This is a genomic window from Pseudomonas sp. S3E12 (assembly GCF_001702295.1).
GTDB lineage: Bacteria > Pseudomonadota > Gammaproteobacteria > Pseudomonadales > Pseudomonadaceae > Aquipseudomonas > Aquipseudomonas marginalis.
This window is the reverse complement of record NZ_MBDT01000005.1, coordinates 183,749-203,856: the sequence shown is the minus strand read 5'-3', so window position 1 is coordinate 203,856 and position 20,108 is coordinate 183,749. Positions and strand designations below refer to the sequence as shown.

21 protein-coding genes are annotated in these 20,108 nt (G+C 59.5%); 6 read left to right on the top strand and 15 right to left on the bottom strand.

Going from position 1 to position 20,108, the window contains the following annotated elements:
- Nucleotides 1–6: 6 nt before the first annotated feature.
- Nucleotides 7–366: a hypothetical protein gene (locus BB029_RS05725; RefSeq protein WP_065938515.1), complete on the top strand. Its 360-nt coding sequence runs from the start codon at nucleotides 7–9 to the stop codon at nucleotides 364–366.
- Between the two features lies 1 nt (nucleotide 367).
- On the opposite strand, the gene BB029_RS05720 is transcribed toward BB029_RS05725, so the two are convergent.
- Entirely contained in the window at nucleotides 368–1,117 is a 750-nt protein-coding gene (locus tag BB029_RS05720) for a FadR/GntR family transcriptional regulator (protein ID WP_053131606.1), read from the bottom strand.
- A 277-nt stretch (nucleotides 1,118–1,394) separates the two neighbouring features.
- Here BB029_RS05720 and BB029_RS05715 point away from each other — a divergent pair, with 277 nt between their 5' ends.
- Nucleotides 1,395–2,984, top strand: coding sequence for a glucan 1,4-alpha-maltotetraohydrolase domain-containing protein (locus BB029_RS05715; RefSeq protein WP_065938514.1), 1,590 nt, complete (start codon nucleotides 1,395–1,397; stop codon nucleotides 2,982–2,984).
- Nucleotides 2,985–3,045: 61 nt separating this feature from the next.
- Here the strand turns inward: BB029_RS05715 and BB029_RS05710 are convergent, their stop codons facing one another.
- The 7 genes from BB029_RS05710 to rplM all read right to left on the bottom strand — a co-directional run bounded on the left by BB029_RS05710 (nucleotide 3,046) and on the right by rplM (nucleotide 7,934).
- Nucleotides 3,046–3,465, bottom strand: a complete 420-nt coding sequence (locus BB029_RS05710) for a ClpXP protease specificity-enhancing factor (protein ID WP_065938513.1) — start codon at nucleotides 3,463–3,465, stop codon at nucleotides 3,046–3,048.
- Nucleotides 3,466–3,482: 17 nt separating this feature from the next.
- Complete coding sequence (locus tag BB029_RS05705; RefSeq protein WP_049710008.1) at nucleotides 3,483–4,100, bottom strand: glutathione S-transferase N-terminal domain-containing protein; 618 nt, start codon at nucleotides 4,098–4,100, stop codon at nucleotides 3,483–3,485.
- A gap of 148 nt (nucleotides 4,101–4,248) precedes the next feature.
- Entirely contained in the window at nucleotides 4,249–5,028 is a 780-nt protein-coding gene (locus tag BB029_RS05700; protein ID WP_065938512.1) for a cytochrome c1, read from the bottom strand.
- Nucleotides 5,028–6,239: a cytochrome bc complex cytochrome b subunit gene (locus tag BB029_RS05695; RefSeq protein ID WP_003171746.1), complete on the bottom strand. Its 1,212-nt coding sequence runs from the start codon at nucleotides 6,237–6,239 to the stop codon at nucleotides 5,028–5,030. Before BB029_RS05695 ends, BB029_RS05700 begins: the two co-directional genes overlap by 1 nt.
- Complete coding sequence (gene petA / locus BB029_RS05690; RefSeq protein WP_027604843.1) at nucleotides 6,239–6,832, bottom strand: ubiquinol-cytochrome c reductase iron-sulfur subunit; 594 nt, start codon at nucleotides 6,830–6,832, stop codon at nucleotides 6,239–6,241. Before petA ends, BB029_RS05695 begins: the two co-directional genes overlap by 1 nt.
- Nucleotides 6,833–7,098: 266 nt before the next feature.
- Entirely contained in the window at nucleotides 7,099–7,491 is a 393-nt protein-coding gene (rpsI, locus tag BB029_RS05685) for a 30S ribosomal protein S9 (protein WP_003171743.1), read from the bottom strand.
- A gap of 14 nt (nucleotides 7,492–7,505) precedes the next feature.
- Nucleotides 7,506–7,934: a 50S ribosomal protein L13 gene (rplM, locus tag BB029_RS05680; RefSeq protein WP_003171742.1), complete on the bottom strand. Its 429-nt coding sequence runs from the start codon at nucleotides 7,932–7,934 to the stop codon at nucleotides 7,506–7,508.
- 248 nt (nucleotides 7,935–8,182) lie between these two features.
- Here rplM and BB029_RS05675 point away from each other — a divergent pair, with 248 nt between their 5' ends.
- Entirely contained in the window at nucleotides 8,183–9,223 is a 1,041-nt protein-coding gene (locus tag BB029_RS05675; RefSeq protein ID WP_053131618.1) for an NADP(H)-dependent aldo-keto reductase, read from the top strand.
- A gap of 78 nt (nucleotides 9,224–9,301) precedes the next feature.
- Here the strand turns inward: BB029_RS05675 and BB029_RS05670 are convergent, their stop codons facing one another.
- Nucleotides 9,302–10,438, bottom strand: a complete 1,137-nt coding sequence (locus BB029_RS05670; protein WP_065938511.1) for an acyl-CoA dehydrogenase family protein — start codon at nucleotides 10,436–10,438, stop codon at nucleotides 9,302–9,304.
- Between the two features lie 220 nt (nucleotides 10,439–10,658).
- Here BB029_RS05670 and BB029_RS05665 point away from each other — a divergent pair, with 220 nt between their 5' ends.
- Nucleotides 10,659–11,579 carry a GlxA family transcriptional regulator gene (locus BB029_RS05665; protein WP_169899207.1) on the top strand — a complete coding sequence of 307 codons (921 nt, stop codon included), beginning with the start codon at nucleotides 10,659–10,661 and terminating at the stop codon, nucleotides 11,577–11,579.
- Nucleotides 11,580–11,689: 110 nt separating this feature from the next.
- Here BB029_RS05665 and zapE read toward each other — a convergent pair whose 3' ends face one another.
- The 3 genes from zapE to BB029_RS05650 form a co-directional block, all read right to left on the bottom strand.
- Complete coding sequence (gene zapE, locus BB029_RS05660) at nucleotides 11,690–12,784, bottom strand: cell division protein ZapE (protein WP_027604847.1); 1,095 nt, start codon at nucleotides 12,782–12,784, stop codon at nucleotides 11,690–11,692.
- A gap of 79 nt (nucleotides 12,785–12,863) precedes the next feature.
- On the bottom strand, nucleotides 12,864–14,219 hold the full coding sequence (locus tag BB029_RS05655; RefSeq protein WP_065938510.1) for a tryptophan--tRNA ligase: 1,356 nt from the start codon (nucleotides 14,217–14,219) through the stop codon (nucleotides 12,864–12,866).
- A 24-nt stretch (nucleotides 14,220–14,243) separates the two neighbouring features.
- Complete coding sequence (locus BB029_RS05650; RefSeq protein WP_065924314.1) at nucleotides 14,244–14,873, bottom strand: alpha/beta hydrolase; 630 nt, start codon at nucleotides 14,871–14,873, stop codon at nucleotides 14,244–14,246.
- A gap of 147 nt (nucleotides 14,874–15,020) precedes the next feature.
- On the opposite strand from BB029_RS05650, the gene BB029_RS05645 reads away from it, so the two are divergent.
- Nucleotides 15,021–15,458: a YhcB family protein gene (locus BB029_RS05645; RefSeq protein ID WP_003171734.1), complete on the top strand. Its 438-nt coding sequence runs from the start codon at nucleotides 15,021–15,023 to the stop codon at nucleotides 15,456–15,458.
- Nucleotides 15,459–15,542: 84 nt separating this feature from the next.
- Here BB029_RS05645 and BB029_RS05640 read toward each other — a convergent pair whose 3' ends face one another.
- The 3 genes from BB029_RS05640 to BB029_RS05630 all read right to left on the bottom strand — a co-directional run bounded on the left by BB029_RS05640 (nucleotide 15,543) and on the right by BB029_RS05630 (nucleotide 19,180).
- Nucleotides 15,543–17,267, bottom strand: a complete 1,725-nt coding sequence (locus BB029_RS05640) for an ABC transporter ATP-binding protein/permease (protein WP_065938509.1) — start codon at nucleotides 17,265–17,267, stop codon at nucleotides 15,543–15,545.
- A 97-nt stretch (nucleotides 17,268–17,364) separates the two neighbouring features.
- The gene (locus tag BB029_RS05635) at nucleotides 17,365–17,925 is read right to left on the bottom strand and encodes a response regulator transcription factor (protein ID WP_010565532.1); all 561 of its coding nucleotides are present in this window, start codon (nucleotides 17,923–17,925) and stop codon (nucleotides 17,365–17,367) included.
- The gene (locus BB029_RS05630; protein ID WP_065938508.1) at nucleotides 17,918–19,180 is read right to left on the bottom strand and encodes an ATP-binding protein; all 1,263 of its coding nucleotides are present in this window, start codon (nucleotides 19,178–19,180) and stop codon (nucleotides 17,918–17,920) included. Before BB029_RS05630 ends, BB029_RS05635 begins: the two co-directional genes overlap by 8 nt.
- A 204-nt stretch (nucleotides 19,181–19,384) precedes the next feature.
- On the opposite strand from BB029_RS05630, the gene BB029_RS05625 reads away from it, so the two are divergent.
- Complete coding sequence (locus tag BB029_RS05625) at nucleotides 19,385–20,098, top strand: SIMPL domain-containing protein (RefSeq protein WP_065938507.1); 714 nt, start codon at nucleotides 19,385–19,387, stop codon at nucleotides 20,096–20,098.
- Nucleotides 20,099–20,108: the final 10 nt, after the last annotated feature.

The following is a 20,108-nucleotide window of genomic DNA, read 5'->3' as shown; positions in this document are numbered from 1 at the left end:
TTCATCATGAATAATCCCGCCCCGGGCCTCAATGTCCCTATCAAGGCTGAGATTAACCTCGGCTCGCTCGCGGGGCCTTTAGTGCTCAGCATTCCAAATAACGCAATGCTTTACCCAGAAGGCACGGTATACCCGATACTGGGCAAGAATCCCGAAGATCCTGAGTGGGAAGGCGAAGAAATCAACGCGGGTGAATGGCAGGAGGATAAAGAAGAGTTTGAACGGACTCTGAACCTGACCCTGGAGGTACCTAAAACGGCTTTGGAGCAGTTCAAGGACAAAACCATACAATTGCGTTATCTGTCCATCGGCGAGTCCAGCATGCTGTTCAGCTCCGTGCCGGTGTCGTTGGTTATCAAAGACTGACTCATCCGCGCTGCGCCTCCGCCTCTTCATGGGCATGGCGCAGCCGCTCGCGGCTATTGGTCAGGTGCAAGCGCATCGCCGCCCTCGCCGCATCCGAATCCTGGCGGGCAATCGCCTCATAAATCTCTTCGTGTTCGCGGCTCAGGCGCCCCATGTAGTGCTGGTGGTCATCATGGGCCAGGCGTGCCGAGTTCAGGCGCGTACGCGGGATGATGCTGGTGCCCAGGTGGGTCATGATGTCGGTGAAGTAGCGGTTGCCGGTGGACAACGCAATTTCCAGGTGGAATGCGAAGTCCGAGGCCACCGCATCACCGGCGTGCGCCGCGCTTTCATTCAGGGCATCGAGGGCCGCGCGCATGGCGGCCAGCTGTTCATCGCTACGGCGCAGTGCGGCCAGCCCGGCGGATTCCACTTCCAGGCTGATACGCAGTTCGAGAATCGCCAGCACGTCACGCAAAGTGACTACCGTAGCCGGATCGATGCGAAAGCCGCTCGGGCTCGGTGTGTCGAGCACAAAGGTGCCGATACCATGACGGGTTTCCACCTGCCCCGCCGCCTGCAAACGGGAGATGGCTTCGCGGACCACGGTGCGGCTGACCCCATGGGCGTCCATGATCGCCGATTCGGTGGGCAGCTTGTCGCCACGTTTGAGTTGACCATCACGGATCTGCTCGGACAGCACCGTGACCAATTCCTGGGCAAGACTGCGGCGCTTGCGGGGAAGACGAGGGGCGGTGCTGGCGTTTTCCATGTGGAATCATCTATCTCGGCGGACTAAAACAGCATCATAGCCCATGGCGGTTGTACGATCACCGTTTGTACCGCACTTTCATGTACAAGCGGGCAGCTTTCAGCCCCGGCCGTATAGGGCTCCCGTGAAAAGGGGTTCAAATTCGAACATAACGCGTGGCTACCTCACGCCTGGGTCTTAGTGCCAAACGTTCTCGCGCACCTGGCAATTATGACAGCAGACGGTTTTCCATCCCCATAGCAGAGTAAAGCCTGTTCCAGCAAACAGGTGACGGGTGATGAAACGCACAGGCTGGTATTGCACAACGATTGTCTGGCTGCTGGCATGCGCCGTCCACGCTGCACCGCCGAGTGTGCGCAATGGCGGTGGCGAAGACATCCTGCTGCAGGGTTTCCACTGGAACTCCAGCCGCAATGCCCCGCAGAAATGGTATGAGGTGCTGGCACAAATGGCCCCCACTATCGGCCAGGACGGCTTCACCAAAATCTGGCTGTCGCCCGCCTGGACCGATCAATCCAGTTGGAGCGACGCGACGTTGGGAACGTCCGGCGGCGGTGAAGGTTACTTCTGGAGCGACTTCGACAAGAACAGCCAATACGGCAGTGACAGCCAGCTCAAACAAGCGGTCGCCGCCCTGGCAGGTGCCGGCGTGCAAGCGATATACGACGTGGTGCCCAACCATATGAACGACAAGCTGCCAAGTAAACAGATACGCTTTCCCAGGGGGCTCAAACTGTGGCGCGACGACTGCCCTACACCCGTGGTCTGTGACGAGGGCGACGCGTTCATGAGCGGCTCGGCCGACCTCAACACAAGCAACTCGGAAGTCTCGCAGCGCTTCATGCAGGAATTCAGGAACCTGCGGGACAACTACAGCGCCAAAGGCTTGCGCTTCGATTTTGTGCGCGGCTACGCGCCGGAGCGGGTCGATGTGTGGATGAAAAACTTTGGTGACCAAGCGTTCTGCGTCGGTGAGCTGTGGAAAGCCCCCGGCGAGTATCCGGCGAACGACTGGCGCAGCCAGGCCAGTTGGCAGGATGCGTTGAAGGACTGGTCGGATCGGTCCCACTGCAGCGTGTTCGATTTTGCCCTCAAGGAGCGCATGCAAAATGGCAGCTTGGCCGAGTGGCGCCATGGCTTGAATGGCAATCCCGAACCAGCATGGCGGCAGGTCGCGGTGACCTTTGTCGACAACCACGACACCGGTTATTCGCCAGGGCAATACGGCGGGCAACACCATTGGCCCCTTGCCGACCCGCAACGCAATATCGCCTATGCCTATATCCTGCTGAGCCCCGGTACGCCGACTGTGTATTGGCCCGACATGTACGACTGGGGCCGCGGCGACCTGATCCGCAAGCTGATCAGCCTGCGCAAGGACGCCGGCATCAGGGCCGATTCACCCATCAGTTTCCAGACCCACTATTCCGGATTGGTGGCCGCCATCCAAGGCAGCCGCAAGCGCCTGCTGATCGCCTTGGACTCCGACCTTTCCAAGGTGCCTGACGGCTTCAGCCCTGCCCTGTTTGCGGACGGGCAGCGCATCCGCTCGTGGCAGGCCGCCCCGGCACCTTCCGACACCACGACCACCTTGTACTGCGACAACGCCAGGCCGGAGCTCGGCCAGGCAGTCTACGCAGTGGGGTCGCCTATCGAACTCGGCGCCTGGGACCCGGCCCACGCTATCGCACTGCAATCCGGCGCATCCAATCGCTGGAGCGGCACTGTCGTGTGGCCGACGCAGCAAGACATCAAATGGAAATGCTTGATCCGCAGCCTGAGCAATGTCAACGAGGTCTACTGGCAAGGTGGCTCCGACAATCAGTTCACCACGGGAGCCGCCAGCGAAACAGCGGGGAGTTTTTGACAAAAAAATGCCCCGGCAGAGCCGAGGCATTTTTTAACGCAGGCCCGAAGACTTACGCATTTTACTTCACCACTTTCAGGCTCGGCCGACCGCTTGGACGCGGTGGCTCGGTATCCGGTGGCGGCACATCATCGCCGTCTTCGTTTTCAATCGCTTCGTCGTCCTCGAAAGGCGACTCCAGATCGAACACCATGCCTTGGCCGTTCTCCCGGGCATAGATGCCTAGGATAGCGCCAATCGGCACGAACAGCGTATGCGGCACACCGCCGAAACGTCCTTCGAAGCTGACCGCTTCATTGTCCATGTGCAGGTGGCGCACGGCGCTGGGTGATACGTTCAACACAATCTGCCCGTCACTGGCAAACCCCTGCGGTACCTGAACCGCAGGAAATTCGGAATTGACCAGCATGTGCGGGGTGCAATCGTTATCCACAATCCACTCATAGAGCGCGCGGACCAGGTAAGGTCGACTGGAGTTCATCAACGGCTCCTTAAGCCTTAGCGCATATCACGTTCGACACCAGACAGACTTGCCTGGAAAGCCTCACGCGCAAACTGGCGCTCCATGTAATCAAGCAACGGCTTGGCCGGCCGTGGCAGTTCAATGCCCAGAATCGGCAAGCGCCAGAGTATGGGTAATAGGCAGCAATCCACCAAGCTTTGTTCCTCACTGAGGAAAAAAGGTTTATCGGCGAACAACGGCGAAACACCGGTCAGGCTCTCGCGCAATTCCTTGCGCGCCTGCACCCGAGCGGCTTCTTTGCTGCGGGTATCCAGGATCAAATCCACCAGCCCGCACCAATCTCGCTGGATCCGATGGATCAGCAGGCGGCTGTTGGCACGGGCCACCGGATACACCGGCAGCAAAGGCGGATGCGGGTAACGCTCATCCAGATATTCCATCACCACGGTTGACTCCCACAACGCCAGGTCACGATCGACCAGGGTGGGCAAGCTGCCGTAAGGGTTCACTTCGATCAGTTTCGGCGGATGACGACCCGCCTCCACACTGATGATCTCGGCGCTGACACCCTTCTCTGCGAGTACGATGCGTACTCGGTGGGAATAGTGGTCGGCGGGGTCGGAGTAACAGGCCAACCGATTGGTCACGCCCATGGCGGTCCTCCTCGCTTGTTGAAATTATGGAAAGCTCAAAAACGAGCGCGCCCAGAAAGCATCTCTGCAGCCTCTGGAAAGTCCAGATCGCTGCGGGTTAGAGATGCCGCTGGGCGCGCAAGATTAACAGCAATTGCTTACGGTTGGATCAATGCACATCCTTCCAGTATTCGCGCTTAAGCAGATAAGCGAATACGAAGAAGAAAGCCAGGTACAGCAAGACATACGTCCCGATGCGCTGGTGTTGCAGTTTGACCGGGTTGGCCGAATAGGCCAGGAAGGTCACCAGATTCTTGACCTTCTCGTCAAACTGCTCGTCAGTCAACGAACCAGGGGTTTCTATCTTCAGTTGATCGCACGCTTCATGAGTCAAAGGCGTACCGGTCAACGGATCATATTGCTTCTTGCCGTCTTCGACGACCTGAACCTGCTTGCATCCTACCACTTGCTTGCCTTGCAGGCCGACCAGAACGTTAGGCATGCCGACGTTCGTGAACACACGGTTGTTCACGCCATAAGGACGCGCCGGGTCCTCGTAGAAGGATTTCAGGTAGCCGTAGAGCCAGTCGGTGCCGCGTACACGTGCCACCAGAGTCAGGTCAGGCGGTGCTGCACCGAACCAGGTCTTGGCGTCGGCAGGCTTCATGCCGATATTCATGTGGTCGCCGATCTTGGCACCGGTGAACACCAGCTTCTCCAGCATCATTTCATGGGGGATACCGAGGTCATCGGCCACCCGCTCGTAACGCTGGAACTTGGCACTGTGGCAGCCCATGCAGTAGTTGGCGAACGTACGCGCGCCGTCTTGCATAGCCGCCTTGTCAGACACGTCGATATCGACTTTTTCCAGTTCCGGGCCGCCGTGCTCGGCAGCGAAGGACAGTAGCGGCAGCGCCGCAAGCATCAATGCAACGAATAATTTTTTCATCAGCCAGTCACCCTTTCCGGAACCGGTTTGGTCTTCTCGAGCCGGGTGTAGAACGGCATCAGAATGAAGTAGGCGAAGTACAGGAAGGTGCAGACCTGCGACAGCAGCGTACGCTCTGGGGTCGGCGCCAATACGCCCAACACGCCCAGAATCACGAATGCAATGCAGAACACCCACAGCCAGATTTTGCTCAGCCAGCCTTTGTAGCGCATGGACTTGACCGGGCTTCGGTCGAGCCACGGCAACACGAACAGCACCGCAATGGCCGCGCCCATGGCGATGACGCCCATGAGTTTGTCGGGGATCGCCCGCAAGATCGCGTAGAACGGCGTGAAGTACCAGACCGGGGCAATGTGCTCAGGTGTCTTGAAGGCGTTCGCCTGTTCGAAGTTAGGCTTCTCGAGGAAATAACCGCCCATCTCCGGGAAAAAGAACACGATCGAGCAGAACACGAAGAGGAACACGACCACGCCGACAATGTCTTTCACGGTGTAGTACGGGTGGAACGGGATGCCGTCCAGCGGGATGCCGTTCTCGTCCTTGTGCTTCTTGATGTCCACGCCGTCAGGGTTGTTGGAACCCACTTCGTGCAGCGCCAGGATGTGCAGCACCACCAGGCCCAGGATCACGATGGGCAGCGCCACGACATGCAGGGCGAAGAAGCGGTTCAGGGTGATACCGGAGATCAGGTAGTCACCGCGGATCCACTGGGTCAGGTCGTTGCCGATGACCGGGATCGCACCGAACAGCGAGATGATCACCTGGGCGCCCCAGTACGACATCTGGCCCCATGGCAGCAGGTAGCCCATGAAGGCTTCCGCCATCAGCGCCAGGTAGATCAGCATGCCGAACACCCACACCAGCTCCCGTGGCTTCTGGTACGAACCGTAGAGCAGGCCACGGAACATGTGCAGGTAGACCACGATAAAGAACGCTGAAGCGCCGGTGGAGTGCAGCAGGCGCAGGATCGAGCCGTACTCGACGTCACGCATGATGTATTCGACGGAAGCAAACGCCTCTTCCGCCGACGGGGTGTAGCTCATCGTCAGCCAGACACCGGTGACGATCTGGTTGACCAGCACCAGCAGTGCCAGGGAGCCAAAGAAGTAGAAGAAGTTGAAGTTCTTCGGGGCGTAATACTTGCTGAGATGGTCTTCCCACATTTTAGTAGCGGGGAAGCGTGCATCCACCCAATCCATGAACTTGCTCATCACGCGTTCTCCTTATCGAGGCCAATGACAATGAGGTCGTCAGTTTCGTAGGTATGCGGAGGCACGGGCAGGTTCAAGGGAGCGGGCTGGGACTTGTAGACGCGTCCCGCCAGATCGTAGTGGGAGCCGTGGCAGGGGCAGAAATAACCACCGACCCAGTCTTTACCCAGATCGACTGGGGCAACTTCCGGGCGGAAGGTGGGTGAGCATCCCAAGTGGGTACACAGGCCGACCAGCAGCAGAATCTCTGGCTTGATCGAACGTGCTTCGTTTTTGGCGTAGGCGGGTTGGTCGGATTTCTCAGATTTGGGGTCAGACAGCTGGCCTTCGATCTTTTTCAGATTTCCCAGGATTTCCTCCGTACGACGAACAATGAATACCGGCTGGCCGCGCCACTCAGCAATCATCTGCTGGCCTGGTTCGATCTTACTGATATTCACCTTCACCGGTGCACCTGCGGCTTTCGCCTTGGCACTGGGAAACCATGACCCCACGAACGGGACCGCAGCCCCCACCGCTCCTGCAGCACCCACCACGGATGTGGCTGCTACCAAGAAGCGACGCCGGCCTGCATTCACGCCGTCATTGCTCATTCAGTCCTCTCCCATCAGCTTTTTGGCCTGTTAAATCAGGCGTCTACTAAGTATTAAATCTGAACTTATAAAAATTTTGCCGAATGGTAATGAAAAGCCCCACGTCTGACAAGGGAATTGCCCGGGGCTCCGCCTCCAGGCCTTGTAGTATAGGGGGTCTACGGATGTGGCAAGTTGTCACGGTGAAAAATGTGCATAAATCGCAGGCAATAAAAAACGCCCAGCTCCGTAAGGAGGCTGGGCGTTTTTGTGGAACGTAAAGCGAATTAACGCTTCGAGTACTGCGGACGCTTACGCGCTTTACGCAGACCGACTTTCTTACGTTCAACTTCACGGGCATCACGAGTCACGAAGCCAGCTTTGCGCAGAGCGCCACGCAGGGTTTCGTCGTACTGCATCAGAGCGCGAGTGATACCGTGGCGGATTGCGCCAGCTTGACCACTTACACCGCCACCGATAACGGTGACGTAGATGTCGAACTTTTCAACAGTCTCGGTCAATTCCAGCGGCTGACGAACTACCATGCGGGCAGTTTCGCGACCGAAGAAGTTATCCAGAGTGCGGTTGTTGATCGAGATGTTACCAGTGCCCGGACGCAGGAAAACGCGTGCGGTTGCGGTTTTGCGACGGCCAGTGCCGTAATTTTGAGTCGCCGACATAATGAACTATTCCGTTAAAACTTCAGTTCTTGGGGCTGCTGAGCAGCATGAGGGTGTACAGCGCCCGCATAGACTTTCAGCTTGCGAAACATATCGCGACCCAGTGGGCCCTTCGGCAGCATGCCTTTGACCGCGATTTCGATCGGGGCTTCAGGCTTCTTGGAGATCAGGCCTTCAAAGTTGGAAGACTTGATACCGCCTGGGAAACCGGAGTGACGGTAGTACATTTTGTCTTGCGCTTTGTTGCCGGTAACACGTACCTGCTCAGCGTTGATGATCACGATGTAGTCACCGGTGTCAACGTGAGGGGTGTACTCAGGCTTGTGCTTGCCACGCAGACGGCTGGCGACTTCAGTGGCCAGACGACCCAGGGTCTGACCAGCGGCGTCGACGACAAACCAGTCGCGCTGAACTGTTTCCGGTTTTGCAGTAAAAGTTGTCATTCTTTAATAGCCTCAGGGGCCGCCCTGTAAATTAGACGGCGGATCTTACTGAATAGTGCTTACTTTGACAAGTCAAAGGCAGCCGGATACAGACGCTATCGGGGGCTCGGGTCGGCGCGTCCGTTCAACGGCAAGATTCTTCGGCAGGCGGCGCATCACTTCCACTGCAGAAAGAGGTGGGCAATTATGCAGATTGCGAAAAAAAATTCAACCTGCTTTTATGATTGTTTTCCCTGAAGGAGTACCCGATGGATTATCGACAGCTGGGCCGTACGGATCTGAACGTGAGCGCGATAGCCCTGGGCACCATGACCTGGGGCGAGCAGAACAGCGAGGCAGAGGCCTTCGCGCAGATCGAAAGGGCCAAGGCGGCGGGGATCAACTTCCTCGACACCGCAGAAATGTACCCGGTGCCGCCCAAGGCCGACACCTATGCCACCACCGAGCGTTACATCGGTAATTACTTCAAAAGCCGCGGTGACCGTGCCGACTGGATCCTCGCCAGCAAGATCGCCGGCCCCGGCAACACCATCGACTACATCCGCGATGGCCACCTGCGCCACAACCGCAAGCACATCGTCGAGGCACTGGACGCCAGCCTCAAGCGCCTGCAAACCGACTGGATCGACCTCTACCAGTTGCACTGGCCGGAGCGCAGCACCAACTTCTTCGGCCAACTGAGCTACAAGCACAAGGACGAAGACGACCTCACCCCGCTGGAGGAAACCCTCGAAGCCCTGGACGAGCAGGTCAAGGCCGGCAAGATCCGCCATATCGGCCTGTCCAATGAAACCCCGTGGGGCACCATGAAATTCCTGGCCCTGGCCGAAGCCCGCGGCTGGACCCGCGCGGTATCGATCCAGAACCCCTACAACCTGCTCAACCGCAGCTTTGAAGTGGGCCTGGCCGAAGTGGCCATCCGTGAGCAATGCGGCCTGCTGGCTTACTCGCCCCTGGCGTTCGGCATGCTCAGTGGCAAGTACGAAGGTGGCGCACGCCCGGCCAAGGCGCGCCTGACGGAGTACAGCCGCTTCAGCCGCTACTTCAACCCGCAGTCGGAGGCGGCGTGCAGCCGTTACGTGGCACTGGCGCGGGAGCATGGCCTGGATCCGGCGCAGATGGCGTTGGCGTTTGTGACCCAACAGCCGTTCGTGACCAGCAACATTATTGGCGCAACATCGCTGGAGCAACTGGACAGCAACATCGCCAGTGCTGATCTGAAGCTGTCGAAAGAGGTGTTGGAAGGGATTGAGGCGATTCAGAAGGATCATCCGAATCCTGCGCCTTGATTGATCTGTAGAGCGCTATCGGGGGGCAAGTCGAATCGTCGCACCGCCCCGATAGGGCCCTCACAAACAACACAGCACTCAAAGCGCCCGCGCAATGATCTCCTTCATGATCTCGTTGGTCCCCGCATAAATCCGCTGCACCCGCGCATCCGCCCACGCCCGCGCAATCGGGTATTCCCACATGAAGCCGTAGCCGCCGTGCAACTGCACACACTCGTCGAGCACCTTGCATTGCAGGTCCGTGGCCCAGTACTTGGCCATCGCGGCAGTGGGCACATCCAGCTTGCCTTCCAGGTGCAACGCCATGCATTTGTCGACGAATACGCGGCCGATCTGAATTTCAGTGGCCATCTCCGCCAGCTTGAAACGGGTGTTCTGGAAGTCGGCAATCGCCTTGCCGAACGCCTTGCGCTCTCGGGTGTATTCCAGGGTCCACTGCAACGCCGCCTCGGCGGATGACAGTGCGCCAATTGCCACCGTCAAACGCTCCTGGGGCAGCTCCTGCATCAGGTAGGCAAAGCCCATGCCGGCCTGGCCCAGCAGGTTTTCCTTGGGCACCCGCACGTCCTGGAAGAACAGCTCCGAGGTGTCCTGGGCCTTCATGCCGACCTTCTCCAGGCGCTTGCCCTTGGCGAAGCCGGGCGTATCGGCCTCCACCAGAAACAAACTGGTGCCCTTGGCACCGGCCTTGGGATCGGTCTTGGCGACCACGATCACCAGCTCAGCCAGGTACCCGTTGGTGATAAAGGTCTTGGAGCCATTGATCACGTACTCATCACCGTCCAACACGGCGGTGGTCTTGACCCCTTGCAAGTCGGACCCGGCACCCGGCTCGGTCATGGCGATGGCCGTGACCATCTCGCCGGAGATCAACTTGGGCAGGTACTTGTGTTTCAGCGCTTCACTGCCGTAATGCAGGATGTAGGGCGCGACAATGTCCGAATGCAGGGAAAAGCCGATGCCAGTCAGGCCCAGGCGACTGATCTCTTCGATCACTACCGCGCTGTAGAGAAAGTCCGCGCCCAGCCCGCCGTACTCCTCCGGCAGATGGGAACACAACATCCCCGCCTCCCCCGCCTTGCTCCACAGGTTACGGTCGATATAGCCCTGCTTCTCCCATTGCCCGTGAAACGGTGCAGCGTCTTTTTCAAGAAAGGTGCGCACGCTCTGGCGGAAGAGTTCGTGCTCCGGGCTGAACAAGGTTCTCGGAATCATGGGTCACCTGCGTGGATTGTCGGACAAGGACGAACCCACAGAGCCTATGCCCCGATGGCGTCACAGGACACTGGACACATGCGACAAAAAATAAGACGATCCAGCCGTCTGGTGACCACTTTCCCCTATAAGAATAAATGAAATTATGTCTAACCAAATCTCCACGCCGTTGCGGCGCGTCAGCATTTTGGCCATTGATCGGGTATTCGCTTCAACCCTGATGCAAGCCAAGGATTTCTTCCATCTTGCCAGCCTGCGTTATGGCAAACAGCAAGGCCTGGGCCTGACCCCAGCGTTCGAAACGCGCCTGGTGAGCCCCGACGGAAAATCGGTGCGCAGTTTCAGTGATGTGATCATGCCAGTGGACGGCGGCCTGGAAGACGCCGACATCATCGTGCTACCAGCCTTCTGGGATGACTTCGATGCCCTGTGCGCACGCTACCCACAAGTGCTGCCGTGGCTGCGCGAACAGCATGCACGGGGCGCGGTACTCTGCGGCGAAGCCACCGGGGTGTTCTGGCTGGCCGAAGCCGGCCTGCTCGATGGCAAGGAGGCGACCACCTACTGGCGTTTCTTCAACGCGTTCGGCGAACGCTTCCCCAAGGTCCAGCTCAACCAGGACAAGCACCTCACCGACGCCGACAACCTGTATTGCGCCGGCGGCACCACCTCGGCGTGCGACCTGTATATCTACCTGATCGAACGCTTCTGCGGCGCCAACATCGCCCAGGCCGTGGCCCGCGACATCCTCTACGAAGTGCAGCGCAGCTACTCGCCGGGACGTATCGGTTTTGGCGGGCAGAAGCTGCACCAGGACGTGATCATCCTGCAGATCCAGCATTGGCTCGAAGAGCACTTCGCCGACAAATTCCGCTTCGAAGACGTCGCCCGGGAACACGGCATGAGCATCCGCAACTTCATGCGCCGCTTCCAGACCGCCACCGGCGACAAGCCGCTGCACTACCTGCAACGGCTGCGTATCGAGACGGCCAAGGGCCTGCTCTCGGGCAGCCGCAAGAGCATCAAGACCATCAGTTATGAGGTGGGTTACGACGATGCGAGTTTCTTTGCGCGGTTGTTTCGCCAACACACCGAGTTATCGCCGAACCAATACCGCCAGCAATTCCAACAGGCTGCGTAAGCAAATGTGGGAGGGGGCTTGCTCCCGATAGCGGTGGATCAGTCAGTGCATCTGTTACTGAAAGACCGCTATCGGGGTAAGCTCCCTCCCACACTTGACCTACATCGGTCTTAGGGTTTGTGCCCGCGCGACAGGAACTCGTGGGACTGCATTTCCAGCAAACGGCTCAATGTCCGCTGGAATTCGAAGTTCAAGCGCCCGCCGGTATACAGGTCCTTGAGTTCGACTTCCGCCGAGATGATCAACTTGACGTTACGGTCGTAGAACTCGTCGACCATGTTGATAAACCGTCGTGCGATATCGTCGGTGGTGACGCTCATCTGCTCCACGCCGCTGAGGATCACCGCGTGGAAGATCTTGCCCAGTTCGATGTAGTCGTTCTGGCTGCGCGGGCCGTCGCACAGTTGGCGGAATTCGAACCAGGCCACGTCATCGCAGGTACGCAGGGCGATGATTTCGCGGTTCTCGATCATCAGCTTGTCGTTTTCCACCGCCTGGGTGCATTCCGGCGTAAGGGCGCGGAAGCTTTTGCGCAGGCTTTCGTGCGCCGCTTCGTTCAGCGGGAAGTGGAACAACTCCGCTTGCTCGAGGTGACGCAGGCGGTAGTCGACGCCGCTGTCGACGTTGACGATCTCGGTGTTCTGCTTGATCAGCGCGATGGCCGGCAGGAAGCGCGCGCGCTGCAGGCCGTCCTTGTACAAGCCGTCGGGCACGATGTTCGAGGTGGCGACCAGGGTCACGCCGTTCTTGAACAACTCTTCCATCAGGGTGCCGAGGATCATGGCATCGGTGATGTCGGAGACGAAGAATTCATCGAAGCAGATGACCCGCGCCTCATCGGAGAAACGCTTGGCGATGATGGTCAACGGGTTTTTCTCACCCGGCAGGGTCTTCATCTCTTCGTGCACGCGCTTCATGAAGCGGTGGAAGTGTGTCCGTACCTTTTCCTTGAACGGCAGCGCCTCAAAGAACGTATCGACCAGGTAGGTCTTGCCCCGGCCTACACCGCCCCAGAAATACAGGCCCTTGACCGGCACGTGGTCTTTCTTGCCAAACAGCTTGCTGAGCATCCCCGGCTTGCTCTGTGAGGCCGCGACCAGGTCGTCGTACAGGCGCTGCAAATGACGCACCGCCGTTTCCTGGGCCGCGTCATGGAAGAATTCAGGGCGTTTCAGATCAGCTTGGTATCGTTCTAGGGGCGTCATAATTTCGTTAGCAAGGCAACAAAAACGGGCCGTCACTGTAACGACGGCCCTGGATAATGGCAATCAACCCTTGGTCGGGTTAATCCTCGATTGGGGTCAACGCGATGCGCAAGGCTTCGATGGCGGCATCACGGGATGCGGCATCGGCGAACTCGGCGCTGTCGGCCACTGCGGCGCCGTCCAGCCATACGCTGAAGCTCAGAGCTTCGCTGCGTACATCCAGCGCAGCGCCACTTTGCAGTTGCTTGGTCACCGCGCCGGCCGCCTTGCCATCGGCAAAATTGCGCGACAGCAGCAGCTGCTCGCCATCGGCGGCCAACAGGCGGAAGCGGAAGCTGCCGTCGTCTTCACGGAAGCTCACGAAACGCGCGGCTTTCACGGCTTTCTTCTTGGTAGCGACCGGCGCCGCAGCCTGGTTGACGAACGAACGCAGGCCCACCGCTTCGCGCAACTCGGCCAGGAATGGCGCGGCTACGGCACGGGCTTTCCTGGCGCCGACCTGCAACAAGTCTTCCATGTCCGACGGGCGCGACATCAGCTGGTGGTAACGCTCGCGCGCTTCGCCCAATTGGCTGTCCAGCAGCTGGAACAGACGGTTCTTCGCCTCGCCCCAGCCCAGGCCTTGCAGCAGTTCGCCGCGGAATTGTTCTTCCTGGGCCTTGCTGGCAAATGCCTGGTAGAGGGTGAACAGGTGCGAGTTGTCCGGATCCTTGGCTTCGCCGGGCGCGCGGGAGTCGGTAACGATCCGCGAGATGGCGTCTTTCATGTCCTTGGCGCTGGTGAACAACGGGATGGTGTTGTCGTAGCTCTTGGACATCTTGCGACCATCCAGGCCCGGCAAGGTGGCAACGCTTTCCTCGATCAACGCCTCGGGCATGGTGAAGAATTCTTTACCGTTGCCGAACAGGTGGTTGAAGCGCTGGCCGATGTCGCGGGCCATTTCCACGTGCTGGATCTGGTCGCGGCCCACCGGCACCTTGTGCGCGTTGAACATCAGGATGTCCGCCGCCATCAGCACCGGGTAGCTGTACAGGCCCATGGTGATGCCCGCATCCGGGTCTTCGCCGGTCTCCACGTTCTTGTCCACCGAGGCCTTGTACGCATGGGCGCGGTTGAGCAGGCCCTTGGCGGCGACGCAGGTCAGCAGCCAGGTCAGCTCGGGGATTTCCGGGATGTCGGACTGACGATAGAAGGTCACCCGGTTCACATCCAGGCCACCGGCCAGCCAGGTCGCCGCGATTTCCATACGCGAACGCTGGATGCGCTGCGGGTCATCGCATTTGATCAGGGCGTGGTAGTCGGCCAGGAAGTAGAAGGAGTCGGCATTGGCATCCTGGCTGGCCAGGATCGCCGGGCGGATCGCACCGGCGTAGTTGCCCAGGTGCGGCGTGCCGGTGGTGGTGATGCCGGTGAGGATACGGGTACGAGTCGTCATGGGTAATCGCTTATCAGACTGCTATCAATTCGAGAGGCGCGGCAGCACCAGATCCTTGAGATCGGTGAGCTTGCCATGAAAAAAGTGCCCGCATTCTGCCACTTTCAGCAGCTCATGGGGGCGTTTCAAGGCGGCGGACCAGTCGTAGACGGTTTGCGGGTCGACCACTTCGTCGGTTTCCGGCTGGATCAGGGTCAACGGGCAGCTGTGGGGCAGCACATCGGTATCGCGCAGGCGCATAACCGCCGCGGCGACCATGAACAGGTGCGCGAGCTTTTCGCCTTTGGCTTCCAGGCGGCCGCCGAGGCTTGCCGCCACGTAGCCACCAAAGGAAAAACCGAGCAGGGTGATCGGCAGGTCGGGGTGTTTTTCACGCAGCCAGGTGGCAGCCGCTTCGGCATCGTCCACTTCACCGGTGCTCATGTCGTGGGTGCCGGCACTCGCGCCGACGCCACGGTAATTGAAACGCAAAGTAATCAACCCGGCATCACGAGCTGTGCGTTGCAGGGTCGAAACGACTTTATTGAGCATGGTCCCGCCCTGCACCGGATTAGGGTGGCAGATCAGCGCCAGGCCACGTGGCTCGGGGTGATCCAGGTACAGGGCTTCCAATTGGCCTACCGGGCCATCGATCAAAACGGGGGTTTCACGCATGAGCAAGGAATGAACTCCGTGACCTCTCAAAGGGTCGACTCGTCTAGCTAAAAGTCTGTGCATGGCATCATTGCGAGCTTAATCGCGGTATACAGCGCAGGTTTGAGCCGTTAACGTAAAGCAAAGCCGTTTATAGAGGAAGGACTCGTGGAACACTCGCTCTTAGTTTGGTTGTTGCCGACTCTCGCCTTGGTTGCCGGTGTCGCCATTGGATTCCTGGTTGCCCGCCTGCTGCCGAATGCCGCGCCTAACCGCACGCAGCGTCAGTTGGATGACATTCAGGAACGTTTTGACAGTTATCAGAACGAGGTTGTTACCCACTTCAACAGCACCGCGACCCTGGTCAAGAAACTCACCCAGAGCTACCAGGAAGTACAGGATCACCTCGCCGATGGCGCAAACCGCCTGGCCCTCGACGACATCACCCGCCAGCGCCTGCTGGCCGCGCTGCATTCCGATGCACCGCAAACTCCGCGGGAACGCCTGACTCCCCCCCGGGAGAACCAGGAACCGCCACGGGACTACGCGCCAAAAACACCGAACGCCCCGGGGATGCTGGATGAGCATTACGGCTTGAAGAAGTAAGTTATTTTCAAGCAATAGAAAAGCCCGGTTGATCGCTGATCAACCGGGCTTTTTGTTGGGCATCATTCTCCAGAACATTGGGCCTCAGGCCACAGGTTGCTCTTGAAGCCACCCACCCTCGATCCGCACATGCCGCCCATGGAAACGCTTGAGGCTGCTGCGGTGGCCGACGCTGACAATGCTCAACCCCGGCAGCTCATCAATCAACGCCTGATACAACGTCGCCTCATCTTCTTCATCCATCGCCGACGTCGCCTCGTCCATGTACAGCCATTGCGGCGCGAACAACAAGGCACGGGCAAAGGCCAGGCGCTGTTGCTCGCCGGGCGAGAGCATGCGTTGCCAATGGTTGGCTTCGTCCAGGCGCTCCACCAGGTGCGGCAGGCGACAGGTTTCCAGGACCTGTGCATAACGTTCTGCCGAATAGACGCTGTCGTCCTGTGGGTAACTCAACACCGCCTTGAGCGTGCCGATCGGCAGGTAAGGCTTCTGCGGCAGGAACAGGTAACGCCTGGCCGGCAGGCGAATACTGCCGTGACCAGCCGGCCACAGATGTCCCATGGCGCGCAGCAAGGTACTTTTGCCGCTGCCGGAACGGCCGCTGAGCATGACGCGCTGGCCCGGTTCAACGATCATGTTGGCGTCGGTCAGCAGGTGGCGACCATCCACCAGGTTCAAGCCCAGACCTTGCACCACAAGACGCTCGCCTTCAGCGCTGACGTCGATGGCAGCTGGGCGCTGCTCGTTTTCACGCATGGCCTGCTGAAAACTCAGTAGACGATCGCTGGTCGCGCGCCAACCGGCCAGGTCGGCGTACGCGCTGATAAACCAGCTGAAGTTGCCCTGCACGTTGCCGAACGCCGAGTTGATTTGCATCAGCTCGCCCAGTTCGATCTTGCCGGAAAAGTAGCGCGGGGCAGCCACGATAAACGCAAAGACGATCGCAATCTGTTCATAGCCGGCAGTGAAGAACGTCAGGCGCTTGGACACCTTCATGATGTCCCAGTAGTTATGCCAGACCTTCCCGAACCGCGCGCTCAAACGCTGATTCTCATTGGGTTCGCCGTTGTACAGGGCGATGCTCTCGGCATTCTCCCGCACCCGCACCATGGAGAAACGCAAGTCCGCTTCGAAGCGTTGCTGCTGGTTGCTCAAGCCGATCAAACGACGACCGATCAGATGGGTCAGCCAACTGCCGACACCGGCATAGACCAATGCACACCAGAACATGTAGCCGGGGATGGTGATACCGAACACTTCAATACTGCCGGACACGCCCCACAGGATGATGGAGAACGACACCAGGCTGACCACATTGCGCAACAGCCCAAGGCCAAGACTCAGGGTGTTCAGGGTAAAGCTGTTGAGGTCTTCGGAAATCCGCTGGTCCGGGTTATCGGTGTAGCCGCCCTGCTCGAGCTGGTAGTAGTTCTTGTCGCCAAGCCAGCGGGCAAAATACTTTTCGGTGAGCCATGCACGCCAGCGAATGGTCAGCATCTGGGTGAGGTAGAGGCGGTAGACCGCGCCGAGAATCGCCACCGTGGCGATACCGCAGAAGTAAACGATCTGTTGCCAGAAGGCCGCGGTGTCCTTGTTTTCCAGGGCGTTGTAGAAGTCCTTGTACCAGTGGTTGAGCCACACGGAAATGGCCACGCTGAACAGCGACAGGCCAATCACCACGGCGAGCAACAACCAGGCCTTACCCTTCTCTTCACTTCGCCAATAAGGCGTGATCATCCCCCAGGTTCGGCGAAAAAATTGCCCACGCACAGCGTCATTGACCGCAGAGTACTCAGCGTTCTGATTCATCGTTCAGGCTCGTAGGGAGGAAGGCAGGCGTTTGAACCGATCATAGGTGATCGGTTCAGGGTTCCGTGCGGCCTGAAGCAGGCTGTTCAGCTTAGGTTCAGCGTCGTACCGGACGCTTCTGCAGCTTGCGTTGCAGGGTGCGCCGGTGCATGCCCAGGGCGCGGGCAGTGGCGGAGATATTGCCTTCGTGTTCGGTGAGGACGCGCTGGATGTGTTCCCACTGCAGGCGGTCCACCGACATCGGGTTTTCCGGCACCAGGGTGTCGAGGTCGGCGTGCTCGGACAGCAACGCAGCCAACACATCGTCGGCATCCGCCGGTTTGCACAGGTAGTTGCAGGCACCGCGCTTGATGGCTTCGACAGCCGTGGCAATGCTGGAGTAACCGGTGAGGATCACCACGCGCATTTCCGGGTCGAGTTCCAGCAGCTTGGGCAACAGCACCAGGCCGGAATCGCCGTCCATTTTCAGGTCGAGCGCGGCGTAGTCCGGCAAGTCGGCCTGGGCGATGGCCAGGCCTTCTTCGGCGGAGCCGGCGGTGCTCACGCGAAAGCCGCGACGGCTCATGGCGCGCGCCATCACGCGGGTAAACGTGGCGTCATCATCTACCAGCAACAGGTGCGGCAGTTCTTCGCCTTCGACTTGGATCTCGTCACTCATCGATATCTCCTCGTGCGACACGGGGCAGGCGCAGCTCGGTGAGCGTACCGCCTTCCTCATGACTATAGAGCTTCACTGAGCCGCCCGCGCGGGTCACGCTGGCCTTGCTCAAAAACAGGCCCAGGCCGAAGCCTTTGCCCTTGGTGGTAAAGAAAGGTTTGCCGATCTGCTCGGCGATGGCCAGCGGCACGCCTGCGCCGTGGTCGCGAATGCTGATCGTCAAGTCATCCACATCCCAATCCAGCCGGACTTCCAGGCCTTCGGGGCAGGCGTCGGCGGCGTTGTTCAGTAGATTGAGCAAGGCTTGGGTCAGGTCCGGCGGAGGCGCCAGGCGCGGCACGGCCCCCTGCCCCAGCAGATGGAAACGGTAGCTGGCTTCGGGGCGCATCAGGTGCCAGCGGTTCAGGGCTTCGTCGAGCCACTGGGTCACGTCCTGCATCTCGACCGCCAGGCGGCGATTGGCTTCAGCCGCGCGTACCAGTTGCTGCAAGGTTTGCTTGCATTGCTTGACCTGTTCGCGCAGCACGCCGAGATCCTCTTGCAGCGCCGGGTCGTGATGGTCCTGGGTCATTTCGTTGAGCAGCACGCTCATGGTCGCCAGCGGCGTGCCCAATTCGTGAGCCGCGCCGGCGGCCTGGGTGGCGACGGCGAGCAGTTGCTGGTCACGCAGGCCTTCTTCGCGGCGAATGGCGCGTAGCTCTTCCTGGCGGCGCAACTCTTCGGCCATGCGCGCAGCAAAAAAAGTGATCACGGCGGCAGACAGGGCAAAGCTCAGCCACATCCCGTAGATCTGCAGGTTTTCGCGGGCGATGGGGAATGTCTGCAATGGATAGAACCGCGCCAGCAGCAGGGTGTACAGGGTCAGGGCGATACCCGACAGCACCACCGAGTAGCGCCACGGCAAGGTCACCGCAGCGATGGTCAATGGCACCAGGTAATAAGACACGAACGGGTTGGTGGAACCGCCGGAGAAATACAGCAACACACTGTGGATAAACAGGTCGCAGGCCAATTGCAGGGCGTATTCCAGCTCGGTCACCGGCCAGGTGGTGCGCAACCGAATGGCGGTAAACACACACAGCACGATGGAGAAACCCAGGGTCACGCCCAATTGCAGCCACGGCAGCGGCAGCAGGTCGAACCAATAGGCGAGCCCGACCGAACCAGCCTGCGCGGCCAGTACCAGGGTACGAATGAACGTCAGGCGCCAGAGGTTCTGGCGGGTGGCGGAAGTCAGTTTTACGGCGGCGAGCATGAGCTCTCCCGATGAGCGCTGCAGGCGGATCGGCAGGAGTATAAACGAAGCGGGCACGCTGGCATGGCGCGTGTGGCTCTTTGCCGCAGGCCGGGCGAACGACCGTTCGTCGGCGGCCGCACAATGTGTAGCGAATATGTAAACCCGAAGAACCCGACACCACCGTCTACAGTCATACCGATACGAACACCCTAAGGAGCTTCCATGTCTCGTTTCACTCGCAGTGCAGTTGTTCTCACCCTCAGCGCAAGCGCCCTGGCCAGCCTTCCGGCACTGGCCGCCGATGCACTGAATTACAACCAGATTTCCCTGCGCGCCGAGGTCAGCCAGGAAGTGGCCCGCGACAAAATGATCGTCACCCTCTACACCGAGTCCCAGAACGCCGACCCGGCCAAGCTCGCCGCCGAAATCACCACCACCATGAACAAGGCCCTGGGCCAGGCGCGCGAAGTCCAGAGCGTGACCTTGCGCCAGGGCAGCCGCAACAGCTACCCGATCTACGACAACAAGAACCAGAAGATCACCGGCTGGCGCGAGCGCGCCGAACTGCGCCTGGAAAGCGCGGACTTCCCGGCGCTGTCCAAACTCACCGGCGAGTTGCTCAATACCCTGAAAATGGAAAACATGGACTTCGCCATCGCCGACACCACGCGCAAGACCAGCGAAGACGCCCTGCTCAAGGACGCGGTCGCCGCGTTTAAAGCACGCGCGCAACTGGCCACCGATGCGCTGGGCGGCAAGGGCTACAAGATCGTCAACTTGAACTTCAACACCAATGGCTACCCACAACCTTATGCCCGTGGCGGAATGATGATGAAGGCGGCCATGATGGATTCAGCACCGACGCCGGAAGTGGAGGCAGGTACCAGCCAGGTCAGCATGAGCGCCGATGGGGTGATCGAAGTGCAGATGCCGTAACCCCTACCCG

What these genes read in the sequence shown, in the direction of transcription:
- BB029_RS05725 (WP_065938515.1), top strand. Translation starts at nt 7, where the DNA reads ATGAATAATCCCGCCCCGGGCCTCAATGTCCCTATCAAGGCTGAGATT.
- BB029_RS05720 (WP_053131606.1), bottom strand. Translation starts at nt 1,117, where the DNA reads ATGGAAAACGCCAGCACCGCCCCTCGTCTTCCCCGCAAGCGCCGCAGT.
- BB029_RS05715 (WP_065938514.1), top strand. Translation starts at nt 1,395, where the DNA reads ATGAAACGCACAGGCTGGTATTGCACAACGATTGTCTGGCTGCTGGCA.
- BB029_RS05710 (WP_065938513.1), bottom strand. Translation starts at nt 3,465, where the DNA reads ATGAACTCCAGTCGACCTTACCTGGTCCGCGCGCTCTATGAGTGGATT.
- BB029_RS05705 (WP_049710008.1), bottom strand. Translation starts at nt 4,100, where the DNA reads ATGGGCGTGACCAATCGGTTGGCCTGTTACTCCGACCCCGCCGACCAC.
- BB029_RS05700 (WP_065938512.1), bottom strand. Translation starts at nt 5,028, where the DNA reads ATGAAAAAATTATTCGTTGCATTGATGCTTGCGGCGCTGCCGCTACTG.
- BB029_RS05695 (WP_003171746.1), bottom strand. Translation starts at nt 6,239, where the DNA reads ATGAGCAAGTTCATGGATTGGGTGGATGCACGCTTCCCCGCTACTAAA.
- petA (WP_027604843.1), bottom strand. Translation starts at nt 6,832, where the DNA reads ATGAGCAATGACGGCGTGAATGCAGGCCGGCGTCGCTTCTTGGTAGCA.
- rpsI (WP_003171743.1), bottom strand. Translation starts at nt 7,491, where the DNA reads ATGTCGGCGACTCAAAATTACGGCACTGGCCGTCGCAAAACCGCAACC.
- rplM (WP_003171742.1), bottom strand. Translation starts at nt 7,934, where the DNA reads ATGACAACTTTTACTGCAAAACCGGAAACAGTTCAGCGCGACTGGTTT.
- BB029_RS05675 (WP_053131618.1), top strand. Translation starts at nt 8,183, where the DNA reads ATGGATTATCGACAGCTGGGCCGTACGGATCTGAACGTGAGCGCGATA.
- BB029_RS05670 (WP_065938511.1), bottom strand. Translation starts at nt 10,438, where the DNA reads ATGATTCCGAGAACCTTGTTCAGCCCGGAGCACGAACTCTTCCGCCAG.
- BB029_RS05665 (WP_169899207.1), top strand. Translation starts at nt 10,659, where the DNA reads ATGCAAGCCAAGGATTTCTTCCATCTTGCCAGCCTGCGTTATGGCAAA.
- zapE (WP_027604847.1), bottom strand. Translation starts at nt 12,784, where the DNA reads ATGACGCCCCTAGAACGATACCAAGCTGATCTGAAACGCCCTGAATTC.
- BB029_RS05655 (WP_065938510.1), bottom strand. Translation starts at nt 14,219, where the DNA reads ATGACGACTCGTACCCGTATCCTCACCGGCATCACCACCACCGGCACG.
- BB029_RS05650 (WP_065924314.1), bottom strand. Translation starts at nt 14,873, where the DNA reads ATGCGTGAAACCCCCGTTTTGATCGATGGCCCGGTAGGCCAATTGGAA.
- BB029_RS05640 (WP_065938509.1), bottom strand. Translation starts at nt 17,267, where the DNA reads ATGAATCAGAACGCTGAGTACTCTGCGGTCAATGACGCTGTGCGTGGG.
- BB029_RS05635 (WP_010565532.1), bottom strand. Translation starts at nt 17,925, where the DNA reads ATGAGTGACGAGATCCAAGTCGAAGGCGAAGAACTGCCGCACCTGTTG.
- BB029_RS05630 (WP_065938508.1), bottom strand. Translation starts at nt 19,180, where the DNA reads ATGCTCGCCGCCGTAAAACTGACTTCCGCCACCCGCCAGAACCTCTGG.
- BB029_RS05625 (WP_065938507.1), top strand. Translation starts at nt 19,385, where the DNA reads ATGTCTCGTTTCACTCGCAGTGCAGTTGTTCTCACCCTCAGCGCAAGC.